The 15,087-nt window shown below is 59.8% G+C and carries 12 protein-coding genes; 4 read left to right on the top strand and 8 right to left on the bottom strand.

Features of this window, described 5'->3' with window-relative positions; all coding sequences use genetic code 11:
• The first annotated feature begins 177 nt into the window (after nt 1-177).
• Genes zwf through pgi form a run of 3 tightly spaced genes read left to right on the top strand, consistent with a single transcriptional unit; the run spans nt 178 to nt 3,913 of the window.
• Nucleotides 178-1,629, top strand: a complete 1,452-nt coding sequence (gene zwf, locus BM234_RS05970; protein WP_092061780.1) for a glucose-6-phosphate dehydrogenase — start codon at nt 178-180, stop codon at nt 1,627-1,629.
• Nucleotides 1,626-2,303, top strand: coding sequence for a 6-phosphogluconolactonase (pgl, locus tag BM234_RS05965; RefSeq protein ID WP_245752529.1), 678 nt, complete (start codon nt 1,626-1,628; stop codon nt 2,301-2,303). Before zwf ends, pgl begins: the two co-directional genes overlap by 4 nt.
• 2 nt (nt 2,304-2,305) lie before the next feature.
• The gene (gene pgi, locus BM234_RS05960; protein WP_092061774.1) at nt 2,306-3,913 is read left to right on the top strand and encodes a glucose-6-phosphate isomerase; all 1,608 of its coding nucleotides are present in this window, start codon (nt 2,306-2,308) and stop codon (nt 3,911-3,913) included.
• Here the strand turns inward: pgi and BM234_RS05955 are convergent.
• From BM234_RS05955 to tldD, 8 genes are all read right to left on the bottom strand, one after another.
• Nucleotides 3,910-4,383: an acyl-CoA thioesterase gene (locus tag BM234_RS05955; RefSeq protein WP_092061771.1), complete on the bottom strand. Its 474-nt coding sequence runs from the start codon at nt 4,381-4,383 to the stop codon at nt 3,910-3,912. The genes pgi and BM234_RS05955 overlap by 4 nt on opposite strands.
• Before the next feature lie 53 nt (nt 4,384-4,436).
• A complete protein-coding gene (locus BM234_RS05950; RefSeq protein WP_092061768.1) occupies nt 4,437-4,619 on the bottom strand; it encodes a hypothetical protein in 183 nt (60 codons plus the stop codon).
• A gap of 135 nt (nt 4,620-4,754) precedes the next feature.
• Nucleotides 4,755-6,875 carry an ATP-binding protein gene (locus tag BM234_RS05945; protein WP_092061765.1) on the bottom strand — a complete coding sequence of 707 codons (2,121 nt, stop codon included), beginning with the start codon at nt 6,873-6,875 and terminating at the stop codon, nt 4,755-4,757.
• Between the two features lie 196 nt (nt 6,876-7,071).
• Nucleotides 7,072-7,698: a CoA transferase subunit B gene (locus BM234_RS05940; protein WP_092061762.1), complete on the bottom strand. Its 627-nt coding sequence runs from the start codon at nt 7,696-7,698 to the stop codon at nt 7,072-7,074.
• Nucleotides 7,698-8,402, bottom strand: coding sequence for a CoA transferase subunit A (locus BM234_RS05935; protein WP_092061759.1), 705 nt, complete (start codon nt 8,400-8,402; stop codon nt 7,698-7,700). The genes BM234_RS05940 and BM234_RS05935 overlap by 1 nt, the downstream gene beginning before the upstream one ends.
• Before the next feature lie 90 nt (nt 8,403-8,492).
• Nucleotides 8,493-11,123: a type I DNA topoisomerase gene (gene topA, locus BM234_RS05930; RefSeq protein ID WP_092061756.1), complete on the bottom strand. Its 2,631-nt coding sequence runs from the start codon at nt 11,121-11,123 to the stop codon at nt 8,493-8,495.
• A 98-nt stretch (nt 11,124-11,221) separates the two neighbouring features.
• Nucleotides 11,222-12,421 (bottom strand): DNA-processing protein DprA, encoded by a 1,200-nt coding sequence (gene dprA / locus BM234_RS05925; RefSeq protein ID WP_483878458.1) that lies wholly within the window; start codon nt 12,419-12,421, stop codon nt 11,222-11,224.
• A gap of 129 nt (nt 12,422-12,550) precedes the next feature.
• Nucleotides 12,551-13,981, bottom strand: coding sequence for a metalloprotease TldD (gene tldD / locus BM234_RS05920; protein ID WP_092061749.1), 1,431 nt, complete (start codon nt 13,979-13,981; stop codon nt 12,551-12,553).
• Between the two features lie 201 nt (nt 13,982-14,182).
• On the opposite strand from tldD, the gene coxB reads away from it, so the two are divergent.
• Complete coding sequence (gene coxB, locus BM234_RS05915) at nt 14,183-15,076, top strand: cytochrome c oxidase subunit II (RefSeq protein WP_092063221.1); 894 nt, start codon at nt 14,183-14,185, stop codon at nt 15,074-15,076.
• The last annotated feature ends 11 nt before the right edge of the window (nt 15,077-15,087 follow it).

The following is a 15,087-nucleotide window of genomic DNA, read 5'->3' as shown; positions in this document are numbered from 1 at the left end:
CCTTTTGGCAGCGACTTCAGAGCTAGACGAGGTGGAGCCGAGCGCCTAGCCCCCTGACGGAGTTGTGAAGCCAGCATGAGGTGCTAGACTCGCGCTCATCCGGCGGCTACGACTGCCGCGAAGCGATTTGGTTAGCGCTAACGCGAGGTCCGCCGCAGCGCAAGGAAAGGGTTCGCCATGGTCTCACGCGTTATTCCGGTAGAGCCGTTCGATCTGGTCATATTCGGCGGAACCGGGGATTTGGCCCGCCGCAAGATCCTGCCCGGGCTTTTCCGCCGGTTCTGCGATGGCCAGATGCCGGACGGCGCACGCGTCATCGGCGCTGCACGGTCTGAAATGGACACGGCCGCCTACCGCGTGACGGTGGGCGAGGCGATCGGCGAGTTCGGAGGCGATTCCGCCGTGGATTGCGACGCTGTTGATGCCTTTCTGGAGCGGGTCGAGTATCAGGCAGTGGACGCGAAAGGCGAGGGGGGCTGGGAAGCTCTCCGGGGGCTTTTGCGCGATGGCATGGTCCGAGCATTTTACTTTTCCGTCGCGCCCAGCCTCTTTGGCGACATTGCGGAGCGGCTTCGCAGCTTTGGCTTGGCGGATGCGCAATCGCGCATCGTGGTGGAGAAGCCCTTTGGGCACGATCTCGCATCGGCCCGCTCGCTTAACGCGACCCTCGCCCAGCACTTCGACGAGGAACAGATTTACCGGATCGACCACTACCTCGGCAAGGAGACGGTCCAGAACCTCATGGCCGTCCGCTTTGGCAACATGCTGTTTGAGCCGCTGTGGAACGCCCAATTCATCGACCACATTCAGATCACCGTCGCCGAAACCGTCGGGGTCGGTGGGCGCGGTGAGTATTACGATAAATCCGGCGCGATGCGCGACATGGTGCAGAACCATTTGATGCAACTCTTGTGCCTCATCGCAATGGAGCCGCCGTCGAAATTTGATCCGGATGCGGTGCGAGATGAAAAACTCAAGGTGATCCGCGCCCTCGATCCCATCGACTATCATCAACTCGTGCGGGGTCAGTATGGCCCGGCGGGGGATGCGCCGGGCTATCGTGAAGACGTCGGCGATGCGCGCTCGCGGACCGAGAGCTTCGTCGCGATGAAGGTGCATTTGTCGAATTGGCGGTGGGCCGGAACGCCGTTCTACTTGCGTACGGGAAAAAAGCTCCGGGCACGCGACAGCGAGATTGCGGTCGTCTTCAAGGATACCCCGCACTCGATCTTCGGGCCGGAGGCCGGCCAGCACCGCAACGTGCTGGCTATCCGTCTTCAACCGAACGAAGGCATGACCCTCGATGTAACAATCAAGGAGCCGGGACCGGGCGGGATGCGCCTCATCGACGTCCCGCTCGACATGTCCTTTGCCGACGCGCTTGGCCCCGATGCCGAAGCGCCCGACGCCTATGAGCGGCTCATCATGGATGTGATCCGCGGTAACCAGACCCTCTTCATGCGGGGCGATGAAGTCGAAGCGGCATGGGCCTGGACCGATCCGATCATCGAAGGCTGGCAGAGCCGCGGCGATGTTCCCAAGCCATATGATCCAGGGTCGAGCGGCCCCGAAGATGCCTTGATGCTCATGCATCGCGACGGACGCAGATGGCGGGAGATCAAGGCGTGAGCTATACATTCTGTCCCTATGCCGACCGCGAGATGATGATGTTGAACATCTCGAACCGGATCGCAGGAGACCTCGAGACCGCGCTTGGGTCATCGGATCGTGTCTCTCTGGTGGTTCCGGGTGGAACGACTCCGGGGCCGATCTTCGACGATCTCTGCGACGTGGATCTCGACTGGTCCCGCGTTGATGTGATGTTGAGCGACGAACGGTGGGTTCCGGAGGATCACGACCGATCCAACACCCTGCTTCTGAAAAGGAGGCTTTTGGTGGGCCGGGCGGCTGCGGCGCGGCTTGTCCCGCTTTACCGCGCTGCGGAACATCCCGAGGATGTGATCGACCAACTCATCGCCGAGGTGGAGGCATCTTTGCCGATCTCCGTGTTGCTTCTGGGGATGGGGGCGGACATGCATACCGCATCGCTATTCCCCGGTGCGGATCGTTTGCTTGAGGGCCTGTCCCGCAATGCGCCGACGCTGCTGCCGATGCGCGCTCCCGGAGCGCCAGAGCCGCGGATCACGTTCAGCGCGCCGGCTTTGGACGGGGCCCTTGCCAAACACATCGTGATAACCGGTCTGGAAAAGCGCGACGCGCTTGAGCGCGCACGTGATCTTTCCAGCGAAGACGCGCCGGTCAAAGCCATCTGGAACGACGCAACGATACACTGGGCGGAGTAGTCATGTTCGATAGCCTCAAGCAAAAAGCCACCGCGGTGGCCGATCGTCACATCCTCGAACTCTTCGATGCCGACCCGGCACGAGCCACGCATTTCTCCGCCAGCTTCGAAGACATGGTGCTGGATTATTCCAAGACGAATATCGACGACGACACGCGTTCAGCGCTCCTCGAACTTGCAAGAACGCAAGATGTCGAAGCGCATCGCGAGGCAATGTTCGGAGGCGCGCACATCAACGAAACCGAAGATCGTGCAGTACTCCATACAGCGCTGCGCAATCTTGATGGCGATTCCGTCATGACCGATGGAGGTGATGTGATGCCCTCCATTCGCGCGACATTGGCCCGTATGGAAGGCTTCGCCCGGGATGTGCGGTCCGGCAACTATGTGGGCGCGGGCGGCCAGATCCGGGATGTCATCAACATCGGTATCGGCGGGTCTGATCTTGGACCTGCCATGGCGACGCGGGCGCTTTCTCCGTATCATGATGGGCCGCGGCTTCACTTTGTGTCGAACGTCGATGGGGCCGATATTGCCGATACGCTGCGCCAGTGCGATCCGCGAACCACGCTTGTCATTGTCGCGTCCAAGACCTTCACGACCATTGAGACCATGACCAATGCGCGCACTGCGAAGGCGTGGTTGAGCGATGCTGTTGCGGATCCCGCAGCGCAGTTTGCCGCGCTTTCCACGGCGGCGGACAAGACCTCGGATTTCGGCATCGCGCCCGAACGTGTCTTTGGCTTCGCCGATTGGGTCGGGGGCCGATATTCGATGTGGGGGCCAATCGGGCTTTCGTTGATGATCGCAATTGGTCCGGAAGCGTTCGCATCATTTTTGCGGGGCGGTCAGGCGATGGATCGCCATTTCCGTGCCGCGCCCCTCGGGGAAAACGTACCGGTGATGTTGGCCCTCGTGGGGATTTGGCACAATCAGGTGCTGGGCCACGCCACGCGCGCGGTCTTGCCCTACGACAACAGGCTTGGCCGCTTGCCGGCCTACCTCCAGCAGTTGGAAATGGAGAGCAACGGCAAGCGGGTCAGCATGGATGGCAAGGATCTTCCCTATGACAGCGGGCCGGTTGTCTGGGGAGAGCCGGGCACCAACGGCCAGCACGCCTTCTACCAACTCATCCATCAGGGGACTCGCGTGGTGCCATGCGAATTTCTGGTCGCTGCCGTAGGACACGAGCCGGAACTGCGCCATCAGCATGAGTTGCTGGTTGCCAACTGCTTTGCGCAATCGGAGGCGCTGCTACGCGGTCGCTCCTTCGATGAGGCCCAAGCAATCATGGAGAAAAAGGGGCATACGGGCGAAGAACGTGACCGTCAGGCGCGGCATCGCGTTTTCCCGGGCAACAGGCCGACGACCACGCTCATCTATCCGAAACTGACCCCCGAAATCCTCGGCCAGATCATCGCCCTGTATGAACACAGGGTATTTGTCGAGGGCGTGATCCTCGGGATCAACTCCTTCGATCAGTGGGGGGTCGAATTGGGCAAGGAGTTGGCGACCGCGCTCGGGCCGATCGTCTCAGGGGAAGCCAGCGCAGAGAACAAGGACGGCTCGACCCAAGCTCTGGTCGCGTATTTCAGGCGATTTGCGGACTAGGCTTTGCTCGCCCCGTCGATGTTGATGAAGCGCTCCAGCACCCTTTCTGGAATGGCCATTCGGCCGGAAAGATCGGGTTTGAGCAAAACCACAACTGCATCTGCAACTGTGCAGCGCTGATCGCCTTTCCACACCTCGCTTCGAAGGGTGAAGGACGTGGTGCGGAATTCGCTACAGTGCGAAGCCACAACATAATCATCGTGGAGCAGCAGTTCTGCACGATAATCCACGGTAATGTGGCGCAATACGGTGCGGGGCTGACCTTCGCCATGGGAGTGCAGCCCCCAAGCGCGGAAATATTCCACCCGGGCATGTTCGAACCAGCGGAGGTAGGCAACGTTGTTGACGTGACGCAAGGCGTCGATCTCAGCAAACCTGACCCGATCGGCCATGGCGAAAGGCCGCGGAGCGGCGATGCCGAAATCGCGCTGTTGGTCTGCGCAGAGCGGGATAAGGTAGGGCAGGGTCATGTATGCTGCCTAGCCCGCTAGACGAGGTGGGGCAAGGACCGCCGCCGCCTGCTTCAGTTGGAAGCCATGTTTGAAATTGCCATACCTGCGACATCGAGGAGTTGTGCCGCGCCTGAAAAGGAGCTGAGCGCGCCGATCAGAAGGCCGGTAGCCGCAGCGGCAAAGACAACCCAATCAATCGAAAGCGACGGTGTGTCGCGCGCGACGTACTGGTGCCCATTTTCATCATAGTACATTTGCCACTCCGAACCCGCACGAAATTACGATGCTTTTCTTAGGCCACAGAATTTCGGCGCAAATGGGGCAAAAAGTGGGGCAAAACCGGAAGCGGTCGATCTATGGGCGCATTCTCGGGGCAGTGGGTAGCCGCCTCAGGCGGAGGTCCGAGCCCTGCTCTTGAGCACCCGCGTTACAGCAGCAAGCAGGTCCGCGCGAGCTACGGGTTTCATGAGCCGTATGTCCCCGGGCTGCAGACCTTCGACCTCGCCGCGCGTATCGGCGGCATAACCGGAGAGAAAGATGAGCGGGAGTTCAGGAGATATCTTGCGCAACTCGCGAGCCAGTTGAGGCCCCTGAAGAAGGCCGGGCATGACGATGTCCGTTACCACCAGATCCAACTTCGACTGATCCGCCTTCACCAATGCGAGTGCGTCGTCACCACTGGACGCGGTCAGGATTTCATAGCCAACACCGGTCAGCGTCCGTTGGAGGACCTTCAGAACTTCGGGCTCGTCTTCTACCAAGAGGATGCGTGCCGGCTGTTCTTCTGTCTGCGCGGACGTCTCTTCTCGGGACGGTGATCGGGTCGCCGCGATACCAGCTTCTGCTGGGAAGCTGAGCGTCACGAGAGTGCCCTTCCCGGTACGGGAACACACCTGAACTGCGCCGCCTGACTGTTTCGCAAACCCTTGAACCATCGACAATCCCAAGCCAGATCCCTGTCCGACCGGTTTGGTGGTGAAGAACGGGTCGAAGATGAAGGGCAGGGTTTCCGGCGCGATGCCAGTTCCAGTGTCCCGAACACTCAGGCGCACATAATCACCGGGGGGCAGATCCAATTCGTTGTTTTTACCTTTGATCGAGTAGTTCTCAGTTCGGATTTCCAGTTGGCCTCCGTCGGGCATGGATTCCGAGGCGTTGAAGATCAGGTTTACGAGAGCGATCTGGAGCGAGCTTCGGTCAAGCCGCGCCGTCCTGAGGGAGGTATCAAGATTTGAAATGAGGGTGATGTTCTTCGGCAGGGTGTGCTGAATCCAGTTCTTGGTATCCCGGACGGTCTGGTTGATGTCGGTTGGTTCGGGATCAAGTTTCGCGCGGCGCGCATAGGCAAGCATGCTCCGGGTGAGCGTCGCGCCCCGTTGCGAGGCTTTCAGCGAAGCGTCGATCATTTCTTCTGCGGAGTGCCTGTCCGGCTCACCTGAGCGGAATTCGTCTTGCAACAATTCCAGGTTGCCCGTGATGATCGCGAGAATGTTGTTGAATTCATGCGCAACGCCGCCAGTCAACTTCCCCACGGTTTCCAAGCGTTGCGATTGCGCTGCAATATCCTGAGCTGTGACGAGTTCGTTTTGCTGATTGTGTACCTCGGTAACGTCGATCACGACTCCCACAAGGCGCACCGGTAACCCGCCGCGATCCCTCAGGATCGTCGCGTCCATCCGCAGGAAGCGCATCTGTTCGTCGGGCATATTGGTACGATAGTTGAGGCCAATACGGTTTTCGCTTTCTATAGCGATCTGAAGCTCGATCTCGACCCGCTCGAGATCATTCGGATGGATGCTCCCGCGCCAATCTCCATAGGTGCTAGAGAAGGTCTCCCTGTCGAGGCCATGCAAGAGGATCGCACGTTCATTCCAGTCGAGCTGACCACTCCGCAAATCATATTCGACGAACCCAAGGTTTCCAGCACGCTCGGCAAGTTCCAGACGTCTGGAACTTCTTTTCAACATCAGGCTGTTGTCGGCTACGCGCACTGCGAAAGCCATGACAATGACGGTGAGCAACACAAGCAACGTCGACGAGGTCAGATGCTCAATGAGCGGTACAGGAGAGCGCAAGGCGTAATGAGCCAGAAGCGCACATAGCAGCGATGTCACCAAGTATACGGCCAGATCCTTCGGGCTAAGCATACGCTCCCGCTTCAGCCGGAACAGGTGTACCGCGATGAGGCCGGCAACGAGGTACAAGGTCGTCACAAGGATGGACCCACGCCCGAGGCTTAGGGTGCCACCCGACACGTCAAAGATCGCGACGAAAAATGCCACCGCCGCGCCCAGCGGGCCCGCAATGATGCCACACAGAAGCAGCGGTCCAGCCCGAGCATCCGGCATCGAGGTAACACCCGACAGAAGCAGTGCGGTGAACCCGAGGATCGCGCCAGAAAGTAGGTCTATGGCAACGCGTGAAGACCGCCTGCGTAGATATTCCGCCGCGGAAATGCCGACCCCTGCCATACCCAATAGGGCGAGAAACTCGGAAACAGAAAGAAACATTAATTCATTCCAAAAGGATGCAACCGCACCCGGCAAATTTGTCCATGCGCGGACGAAAATACAAGAAAATTTGTTAACGAATGGCTTTCGCGTTCAACACTGCGAAAGAAAGTGACCTTAAGGCACGCAAATCGCCATCATGTGCTTGAAATTATGTTGGCCCCCTTCGACCAAACGTCGAAGGGGGCCAGTCTTATCAGATTATCCTGGCTTCGGTTGCTGCGCGTATCTCGTCTTCTGTCACGCCATCCGCGCATTCGACCAACTTCAACCCGCCCTCGACGACGTCCAGGACACCAAGGTTCGTGATGATGCGGTCGACAACGCCTGTCCCCGTCAGAGGCAGGGTGCATTGCTTGAGCAACTTGGGCTCTCCGGCCTTGTTGGTGTGATCCATCACAACGATCACGTGACCCACACCAGCGACAAGATCCATCGCACCGCCCATGCCCTTCACCAGCTTGCCCGGGATCATCCAGTTGGCCAGATCTCCATTTTCGGCAACTTCCATAGCGCCGAGAATGGCGGTCGCGATCTTGCCGCCCCGGATCATGCCAAAGGATATAGCGCTGTCGAAATATGACGTATGGGGCAGTTCGGTGATCGTCTGCTTGCCCGCATTTATCAGGTCGGGATCTTCGTCGCCCTCATAGGGGAATGGCCCCATGCCGAGCATACCGTTTTCGGATTGCAGGGTGACGTGAACGCCTTCGGGGATGAAGTTCGGCACCAGTGTGGGGATGCCGATCCCAAGGTTCACATAAGTCCCGTCTTCGAGTTCTTGCGCGGCCCGTGCCGCCATCTGATTTCGATCCCAGGGCATCAGGCTTCCTCCCTCTGGCGCAGCGTGCGCTGTTCTATCCGCTTCTCGTGCTCGCCTTGAATGAGGCGGTGCACATAGATGCCGGGCAGGTGGATATTGTCTGGATCAAGTTCGCCGGGTTCGACAATTTCCTCGACCTCCATCACACAGACCTTGCCGCACATCGCCGCTGGTGGATTGAAGTTGCGGGCCGTCTTGCGGAAAATGCAATTGCCGGTGGTATCGGCTTTCCATGCCTTGACGATCGCGAGGTCCGCGACGATGCCGCGCTCCAGAATATAGTGATCTCCGTCAAATTCCTTGACTTCCTTGCCCTCTCCGACCTGCGTGCCATAGCCGGTCCGGGTGTAGAAGCCCGCGATACCCGCGCCACCTGCGCGCATCCGCTCCGCCAATGTTCCCTGAGGATTGAATTCGATCTCAAGTTCATTGGAAAGGTATTGCCGCATGAACTCGGCATTCTCGCCCACATAGGAGGACATCATCTTGCGGATCTGGCGGGTCGCAAGAAGCTTGCCAAGGCCAAAATCGTCAATGCCGGCGTTGTTGGATGCGACGGTGAGATCCTTGACCTTGCTTGCCACGATTGCATCAATCAGCAACTCGGGGATGCCGCACAAGCCAAAACCACCTGCTGCAATCAGCATCCCATCATGCAATAGTCCGTCGAGCGCCTCTTTGGCTGAGCCGTAGACTTTTTTCATGCAAACCGTCTCCCCTTTTTCCTCGGAGCATGTTGTTGCGCGAGGCTTCGGGGAAGTCAATGGAACTAGCCGCAACGCAGCAAAGGGGGATCACTCCCCCTCGGCGTCATCCGTCGTCTTCTTGGCCGCAGTCGTTTTCGAGGCGGCCTTTTTTGGGGCCGCTTTCTTGGCGGGGGCCTTTTTGGCCGTCGTCTTCTTCGCCGTGGCTTTCTTGGCCGGCGCCTTTTTCCGCGTCCCTTTTTTCGAGGCCTTCTCAGTAATGAGTTCGACGGCAAGTTCCATGGTCACATCATCGGGTTCGGTGCCTTTGGGCAGCGTTGCGTTGACCTTTTCCCATTTCACATAAGGGCCATATCGCCCATCCATTACGTTGACGGGGCCACCTTCGGTTGGATGCTCCCCAAGCTCGCGGAGGGGCTTCGCGGCGGTGCGCCCCCCACGGCTCGCAGCTTTCTTGGCGATCTCATCAACGGCGCGATTGATACCGATTGTAAAGACCTCATCAACCTCCTTGAGGTTCGCATAGATCTTGCCGTGTTTGACGAAGGGGCCATAGCGCCCGATCCCCGCCTCGATCGGCTCCCCGTCTTCAGGGTGCTTACCGACTTCGCGCGGCAGGGCAAGCAACTGAAGCGCCTTGTCCAGATCGATATCTGAGAGTTCCCATCCTTTGGGTATCGAGGAACGGGGCGGTTTTGGCTCTTCTTCGGTGGCTTCGCCGCGCTGGACGTAAGGACCGAAACGGCCCTTCCGAAGGGTGATCATGTCGCCTGCGTCTTCACCGAGGACCTTGCCATCCGGCCCGATCTCGTCACTTTCGGCACCCGGAGGGCCGAAGGGCCGGGTATAGCGGCATTCGGGATAGTTAGAGCACCCAATGAACGCGCCCCCGGATCGAGCTGTGCGAACGGAAAGCCGGCCTGCACCGCAATTCGGGCAAAGACGCGGGTCCACACCATCCCCCTCATCGGGGAAGATATGCGGCTCGAGCACCTCGTTGATTTTTTCAAGCACATCGGTGATGCGAAGTTCGGAGGTCTCTTCGATCGCGGCGTGGAAATCACGCCAGAACTTGGCGAGGAGCGCCTTGTAGTCGCCTTCACCGGCGGAGACGTCGTCAAGCTCATCCTCAAGCTCGGCGGTGTAATTATACTCGACGTATTTCCGGAAGTAGTTCGTCAGAAACGCCGTAACCAGCCGCCCTTTGTCTTCGGGGATCAAACGGTTCTTGTCCTTGCGGACATAGCCTCGATCCTGAATCGTCGTGACGATTGAGGCATAGGTCGACGGACGGCCGATGCCGAGTTCTTCCATCTTCTTGACGAGTGTCGCTTCGGTATAGCGGGGCGGAGGCTGGGTGAAATGCTGCTCGGGCGTGATGCCCTTTTTCTCAGCAGGTTCACCCTCATGGATCTGGGGCAGGCGCTTGTCGTCGTCATCGACGACCACATCGTCCCGGCCTTCTTCGTAAACCTTCAGGAACCCGTCAAACAAAACGACCTGACCGGTTGCGCGCAACTCAACCTGCCCATCCGCGCTCGCGATGTCGACCGTAGTCCGCTCAAGACGAGCTGCTTCCATCTGACAGGCGAGGGTCCGCTTCCAGATGAGGTCATAGAGCTTGCGCTGATCGGCTTCCTTGAGCTTCAGCGCGGCTGCATCCGCAGTCATATCCGTCGGGCGAATACATTCGTGCGCCTCTTGGGCGTTCTTCGCCTTGTTCTTGTACATGCGCGGCGATTTCGGGACGTATTGCTCGCCGTAGCGATTCTTGATCGCATCGCGCGCCGCCATGACCGCTTCCGGGGCCATGTCGATCCCGTCGGTTCGCATGTAAGTGATGTGCCCCGCTTCGTAGAGCCGTTGTGCCGCGCTCATGGTCTGGCGCGCGCCCATACCAAATTTTCGGCTGGCTTCCTGTTGTAGCGTGGAGGTCATGAACGGGGCCGACGGGTTGCGGTTGCCCGGCTTCGCCTCAACGGACTTTACCGTCAGATCGCGCGAGGTGATCGCCTGAACGGCCAGTTCGGCCTGCGTCGCGTTCTCGATATCGTAGCGGTCGAGCTTCGATCCGGCCAGGACGGTGAGTCGCGCCTCATACTCTTGTCCGCGCGGGGTCTGCAGAATCGCCTTTACGGACCAGTATTCACGAGCGCGAAACGCTTCGATTTCCATCTCGCGTTCGACGATCAGCCGTAGACAGACCGACTGGACGCGCCCCGCGGATTTCGCACCGGGCAATTTGCGCCAAAGCACCGGCGAGAGGTTGAACCCCACGAGATAGTCGAGGGCACGGCGGGCGAGATAGGCCTCCACCAGCGGACGGTCGACCTGACGAGGGTTTTTCATCGCTTCGGTCACTGCGGTCTTGGTGATCGCGTTGAACACGACGCGGCTGACAGGCGTGTCTTTCTTGAGGCTCTTGCGTTTGCGGAGCGCCTCTTCGAGGTGCCAACTGATTGCTTCGCCTTCGCGATCGGGGTCGGTCGCGAGGATCAGATTGGGGTCCTCCGCCAGCGCGTCGGCGATGGCCTTGACGTGCTTTCGGCTGTCCGCACCGATTTCCCATTTCATCTCGAAATCGTGCTCGGTATCCACCGATCCGTCTTTCGGCGGCAGGTCACGAACGTGGCCGTAGGACGCGAGAACCGTATAGTCCTTGCCGAGGTACTTGTTGATCGTCTTGGCCTTCGCAGGGGACTCTACAACGACGACTGGCATGGGGAGGCACCTCATCAATGACCTTGGCACGCGGGTATGGCGGCGCTTGATCTGGGGTGCAAGGGGTGATTTTCAACGCCCCTTGCGAGAATGGGTTTCTAGGGAACGAGCGAAAGCAGGCCGCCTGGGCCGCGTAAGATCTTGCCGTCCAACTCCAGATCGAGGAGCGCCGGGGCAAGGTTTTCGGGGCTTTGCCCGAGGTCCCGGATCAACTGATCTTCGGCGAGCGGGGATGGGCCGAGGCGCCCGAGAATCGCGTCTTGCAGCGCGACCGTGGGTTGCGAAACAGCTCTATCCTGAGAGCCATGTACACGAGGGAAAGGTTCAGAATCTGCCGGGGAAGGCCGGGAACCGGTCCCCACTTCGTCCGGCATCGACGGCGTGACTTCGGGGCTGGGTTGAAAAAATTCTGCGACAGCTTCCACAACGTCCTCGGCACTTCGGACCAGTCGGGCGCCATCCCGTATCAGCAGGTTGCAGCCAGAGGCTCGGGCATCCAGCGGATGACCCGGCACGGCCAGCACTTCCCGGCCTTGGTCGAGCGCATTGCGCGCAGTGATCAGGCTGCCGGAGCGGGCGGCGGCTTCCACCACCACGGTCGCTATCGACATTCCGGATACGATGCGATTGCGCATCGGGAAATACCGCGCGGTGGGCGAGAGCCCAATCGGTTGCTCGGAGATTCGCAGGCCGGATTCCGCGATGTCTTGCCCAAGTTTTGTATTCTCGGCTGGATAGATCACGTCGACGCCTCCGGCCATTACCGCAATCGTTCCGGTATCGAGAGATGCGGCATGTGCAGCGGTGTCAATCCCGCGGGCCAATCCCGAGCCGACGACGAAGCCTTGGCGGGCGAGGTCCCGCGCAAGGCTTCGTGCCATGCGAACCCCGAGCGAAGAGGCGTTTCGCGCACCCACCAGCGCAATGATCGGGCGGCGCAATAAGCTTACGTCCCCCATGCACCATAAAAGCGGCGGTGCATCTGTGAGATCAGCAAGCGTTTCGGGATATTCCGGCTCTCCGAAGAGGAGTAAACGCGCGCCCGCCCGAAGGCCGGCTTCATATTCCCGTGCCGCATCGTCGGCGGGCAGAGGACGGTAATCCTTGACGCCTGCACCTCTGGCGATCTCCGGCAAGGCGGCAAAAGCCTCCGCGATGGAGCCGTGTTCTTTCAGCAATCTGTGGAAGGTGGTTGGGCCCACGCGGCGTGAGCGCAAGAGGCGGAGCCAGAGTAACCGGTCGTCTTCCGTGGTGGGTGGGAGTGGGGGGTGAGTGGTGGAAGAGAAATCGTCCCCGATCATCCGTCGCTCCGCCTGCTTGCACCGACGATTTAGCGGGATCGGGGTTAACAGGACGTAAAGGTTCCACGGAGATTCAGCGTGTTTCCAACAATTTTATTCAAGTGGGCTCCGCCGCGCGCAAACGGATCAGCCCTTTTCCGATGCTGACCCGCCGACGGTGAGGCCCCCGATCATCATCGTGGGTTGTCCGACACCCACCGGCACCCATTGGCCCGCCTTGCCGCAATTGCCCATGCCCGGATCGAGCGCCATGTCGTTGCCAATGGCGCGGATCTGTTGAAGTGCCGTCGCCCCGTCTCCGATCAGTGTCGCGCCCTTGACCGGGGCACCGACCTTGCCATCCTTCACGCGATAGGCCTCGGTGCAGGAAAAGACGAATTTGCCGCTGGTAATGTCGACTTGGCCGCCGCCAAAGCCGACGGCATAGATCCCATCTTTCAGGTCCGCGACGATATCGCCGGGATCGGCGCCGCCGCCAAGCATGTAGGTGTTTGTCATGCGCGGCATGGGGGCATGCGCGAAACTCTCACGCCGACCATTGCCGGTAGGGGAGACCCCCATGAGCCGCGCATTTTGCCGATCCTGCATATAGCCCACGAGGATACCGTCCTCAATAAGGACGTTCTTGTTCGAGGGCGTCCCTTCGTCATCCACGGTGATGGAGCCGCGCCGGTCGGGGATAGTGCCGTCGTCGAGTACGGTGACGCCGGGCGCCGCTATTCGCTGCCCCAAAAGACCGGCGAAAGCCGATGATCCCTTGCGGTTGAAATCCCCTTCAAGGCCATGGCCAACAGCTTCGTGCAGCAAGATCCCCGGCCAACCCGGACCCAGCACCACATCCATCACCCCTGCGGGGGCCGGCTCCGCTGTGAGATTGACCAGCGCGATACGCAAGGCCTCTCGTGCCTTTGCTTCCCATGTCGCGCGATTGATCAAGTCACCCAGCCCGAACCGGCCACCGCCGCTGGCGGAGCCTTGCTCCCGCTGTCCATTCTCTTCGACGATCACTGAGACTGTCACCCGGCTCATCGGACGGGTATCGGATACCAACGAATCCTCCGGACGAAGAATATGCACTTCCTGCAAGGAGGCGGCGATGGTTGCGGTCACCTGTACCACCCTCGGATCAAGGCCGCGCAAGAAAGCATCTATTTCCTTGAGGGTGTCGATTTTCGCAGGGAAGGCGATCTCATCAAGCGGATCGACATCCGTATAGAGCCTTGCATTGGTCCCCTTGGGCGCGGCGCCAAGAGTGCCACCGCCCGCACCAACCGCCAGCCTCGACGTCTCCAGTGCGCGACGCAGAGCGGCTTCGGTTATTTCCGTGGAATGGGCGTATCCGGCAACCTCCCCGCGCACGGCCCGCAGCCCAAAACCCTCGGCGGCGTCATAGCTTGCAGTACGGATGCGCCCATCGTCGAAAACCAAACCCTCGGATCTGCGGCGCTCCAGAAAAAGCTCTCCGTCGTCGGCACCGGCCACGGCTTCGCGCACGATTTCGAGGGCGGCTTCGCGGTCGATCATCGTCTCGAAGGGGCGAAACGGTGCGTCTGTCATGGGGGCTCTCCGGTGTCTGGGGATTGAAACGAGCACACGAACCGGGCATGAGCGTCCGATTGCCGCGCTTGTCTTTCTTGTCCTGTCGGGCAGAATATGGTTTCAACCGCTCAAAGCACAACCGGGGATTCCGCGACCAACGTCGCCCTTGCGCTCCGGAGCCGAACATATAAAGAACGTCGAAATGACCAGGGTTATGACATGCGATACCTGACCAAGCTGACAGGCCTTCTGGCCGGACTTACGGCAACTTCCGCTTTTGCGCAGGATGCCGGTGAAGGCCTAGAGATCATAGGCAAGCCGCGACAGGGCGCCATGGGTTTTCAACCCGCGGGCACGGAACTTGCGCGAGATTTGCAGTGGTTGGACGGGTTGCTGCTCATCATCATCACGGCAATCACGATATTCGTCGTGGGCCTGCTCGCCTATGTGATCTTGCGGTACAACCGCAAAGCCAACCCGAAGCCGGCCAGCTTCACGCACAATTCCCCGCTGGAAATCGCGTGGACTGTGGTTCCGATCCTGATCCTTGCGTTCATCGGCGCCAACTCTCTTCCCGTGCTCTTCAAGCAGCAGGAAATCCCTGAGGGTGAAGTGCATATCACCGTCACGGGGTATCAGTGGTATTGGGGTTATGAGTATACCGACCACGATTTCGGTTTCGACAGCTACATGATCGGCTCGCCGGCAACTGGCGGTGAAAACAAGCTGACGGGAGAGGTGGTTGCGCAACTCGAAGAAGCTGGTTTCTCTGAAGATGAGTTCCTTCTTGCGACGGATACTTCGGTGGTTGTTCCCGTTGGCAAGACAGTGGTCATGAGCGTGACCGGGGCCGATGTGATCCACAGCTGGACGATCCCGGCGTTCGGCGTGAAGCAGGATGCCGTGCCGGGCCGTATCGCCCAGCTTTGGTTCAGTGCCGAGAAAGAGGGCGTTTACTTCGGTCAGTGCTCCGAGCTTTGCGGACAAGCGCATGCCTACATGCCCATCACCGTCAAGGTGGTGAGCGAAGAGGAATATGAGCGCTGGCTCGACGGCGCCATCGAGGAATATGCCGGGACGCCGCGCAGCATCGAGGTTGCCTCGGCAAAGTAATCGGACGGGCA

It is taken from the genome of Poseidonocella pacifica (assembly GCF_900111875.1).
In the GTDB taxonomy this organism is placed as follows: domain Bacteria; phylum Pseudomonadota; class Alphaproteobacteria; order Rhodobacterales; family Rhodobacteraceae; genus Poseidonocella; species Poseidonocella pacifica.
Note: the sequence above shows the minus strand (reverse complement) of the source record. Positions and strands in the feature narration are given on the sequence as shown.

Bases quoted from the DNA above. Each gene is read 5' to 3' on its own strand.
- zwf (WP_092061780.1), top strand. From the start codon at position 178: ATGGTCTCACGCGTTATTCCGGTAGAGCCGTTCGATCTGGTCATATTC.
- pgi (WP_092061774.1), top strand. From the start codon at position 2,306: ATGTTCGATAGCCTCAAGCAAAAAGCCACCGCGGTGGCCGATCGTCAC.
- BM234_RS05955 (WP_092061771.1), bottom strand. From the start codon at position 4,383: ATGACCCTGCCCTACCTTATCCCGCTCTGCGCAGACCAACAGCGCGAT.
- BM234_RS05950 (WP_092061768.1), bottom strand. From the start codon at position 4,619: ATGTACTATGATGAAAATGGGCACCAGTACGTCGCGCGCGACACACCG.
- BM234_RS05945 (WP_092061765.1), bottom strand. From the start codon at position 6,875: ATGTTTCTTTCTGTTTCCGAGTTTCTCGCCCTATTGGGTATGGCAGGG.
- BM234_RS05940 (WP_092061762.1), bottom strand. From the start codon at position 7,698: ATGCCCTGGGATCGAAATCAGATGGCGGCACGGGCCGCGCAAGAACTC.
- BM234_RS05935 (WP_092061759.1), bottom strand. From the start codon at position 8,402: ATGAAAAAAGTCTACGGCTCAGCCAAAGAGGCGCTCGACGGACTATTG.
- topA (WP_092061756.1), bottom strand. From the start codon at position 11,123: ATGCCAGTCGTCGTTGTAGAGTCCCCTGCGAAGGCCAAGACGATCAAC.
- tldD (WP_092061749.1), bottom strand. From the start codon at position 13,981: ATGACAGACGCACCGTTTCGCCCCTTCGAGACGATGATCGACCGCGAA.
- coxB (WP_092063221.1), top strand. From the start codon at position 14,183: ATGCGATACCTGACCAAGCTGACAGGCCTTCTGGCCGGACTTACGGCA.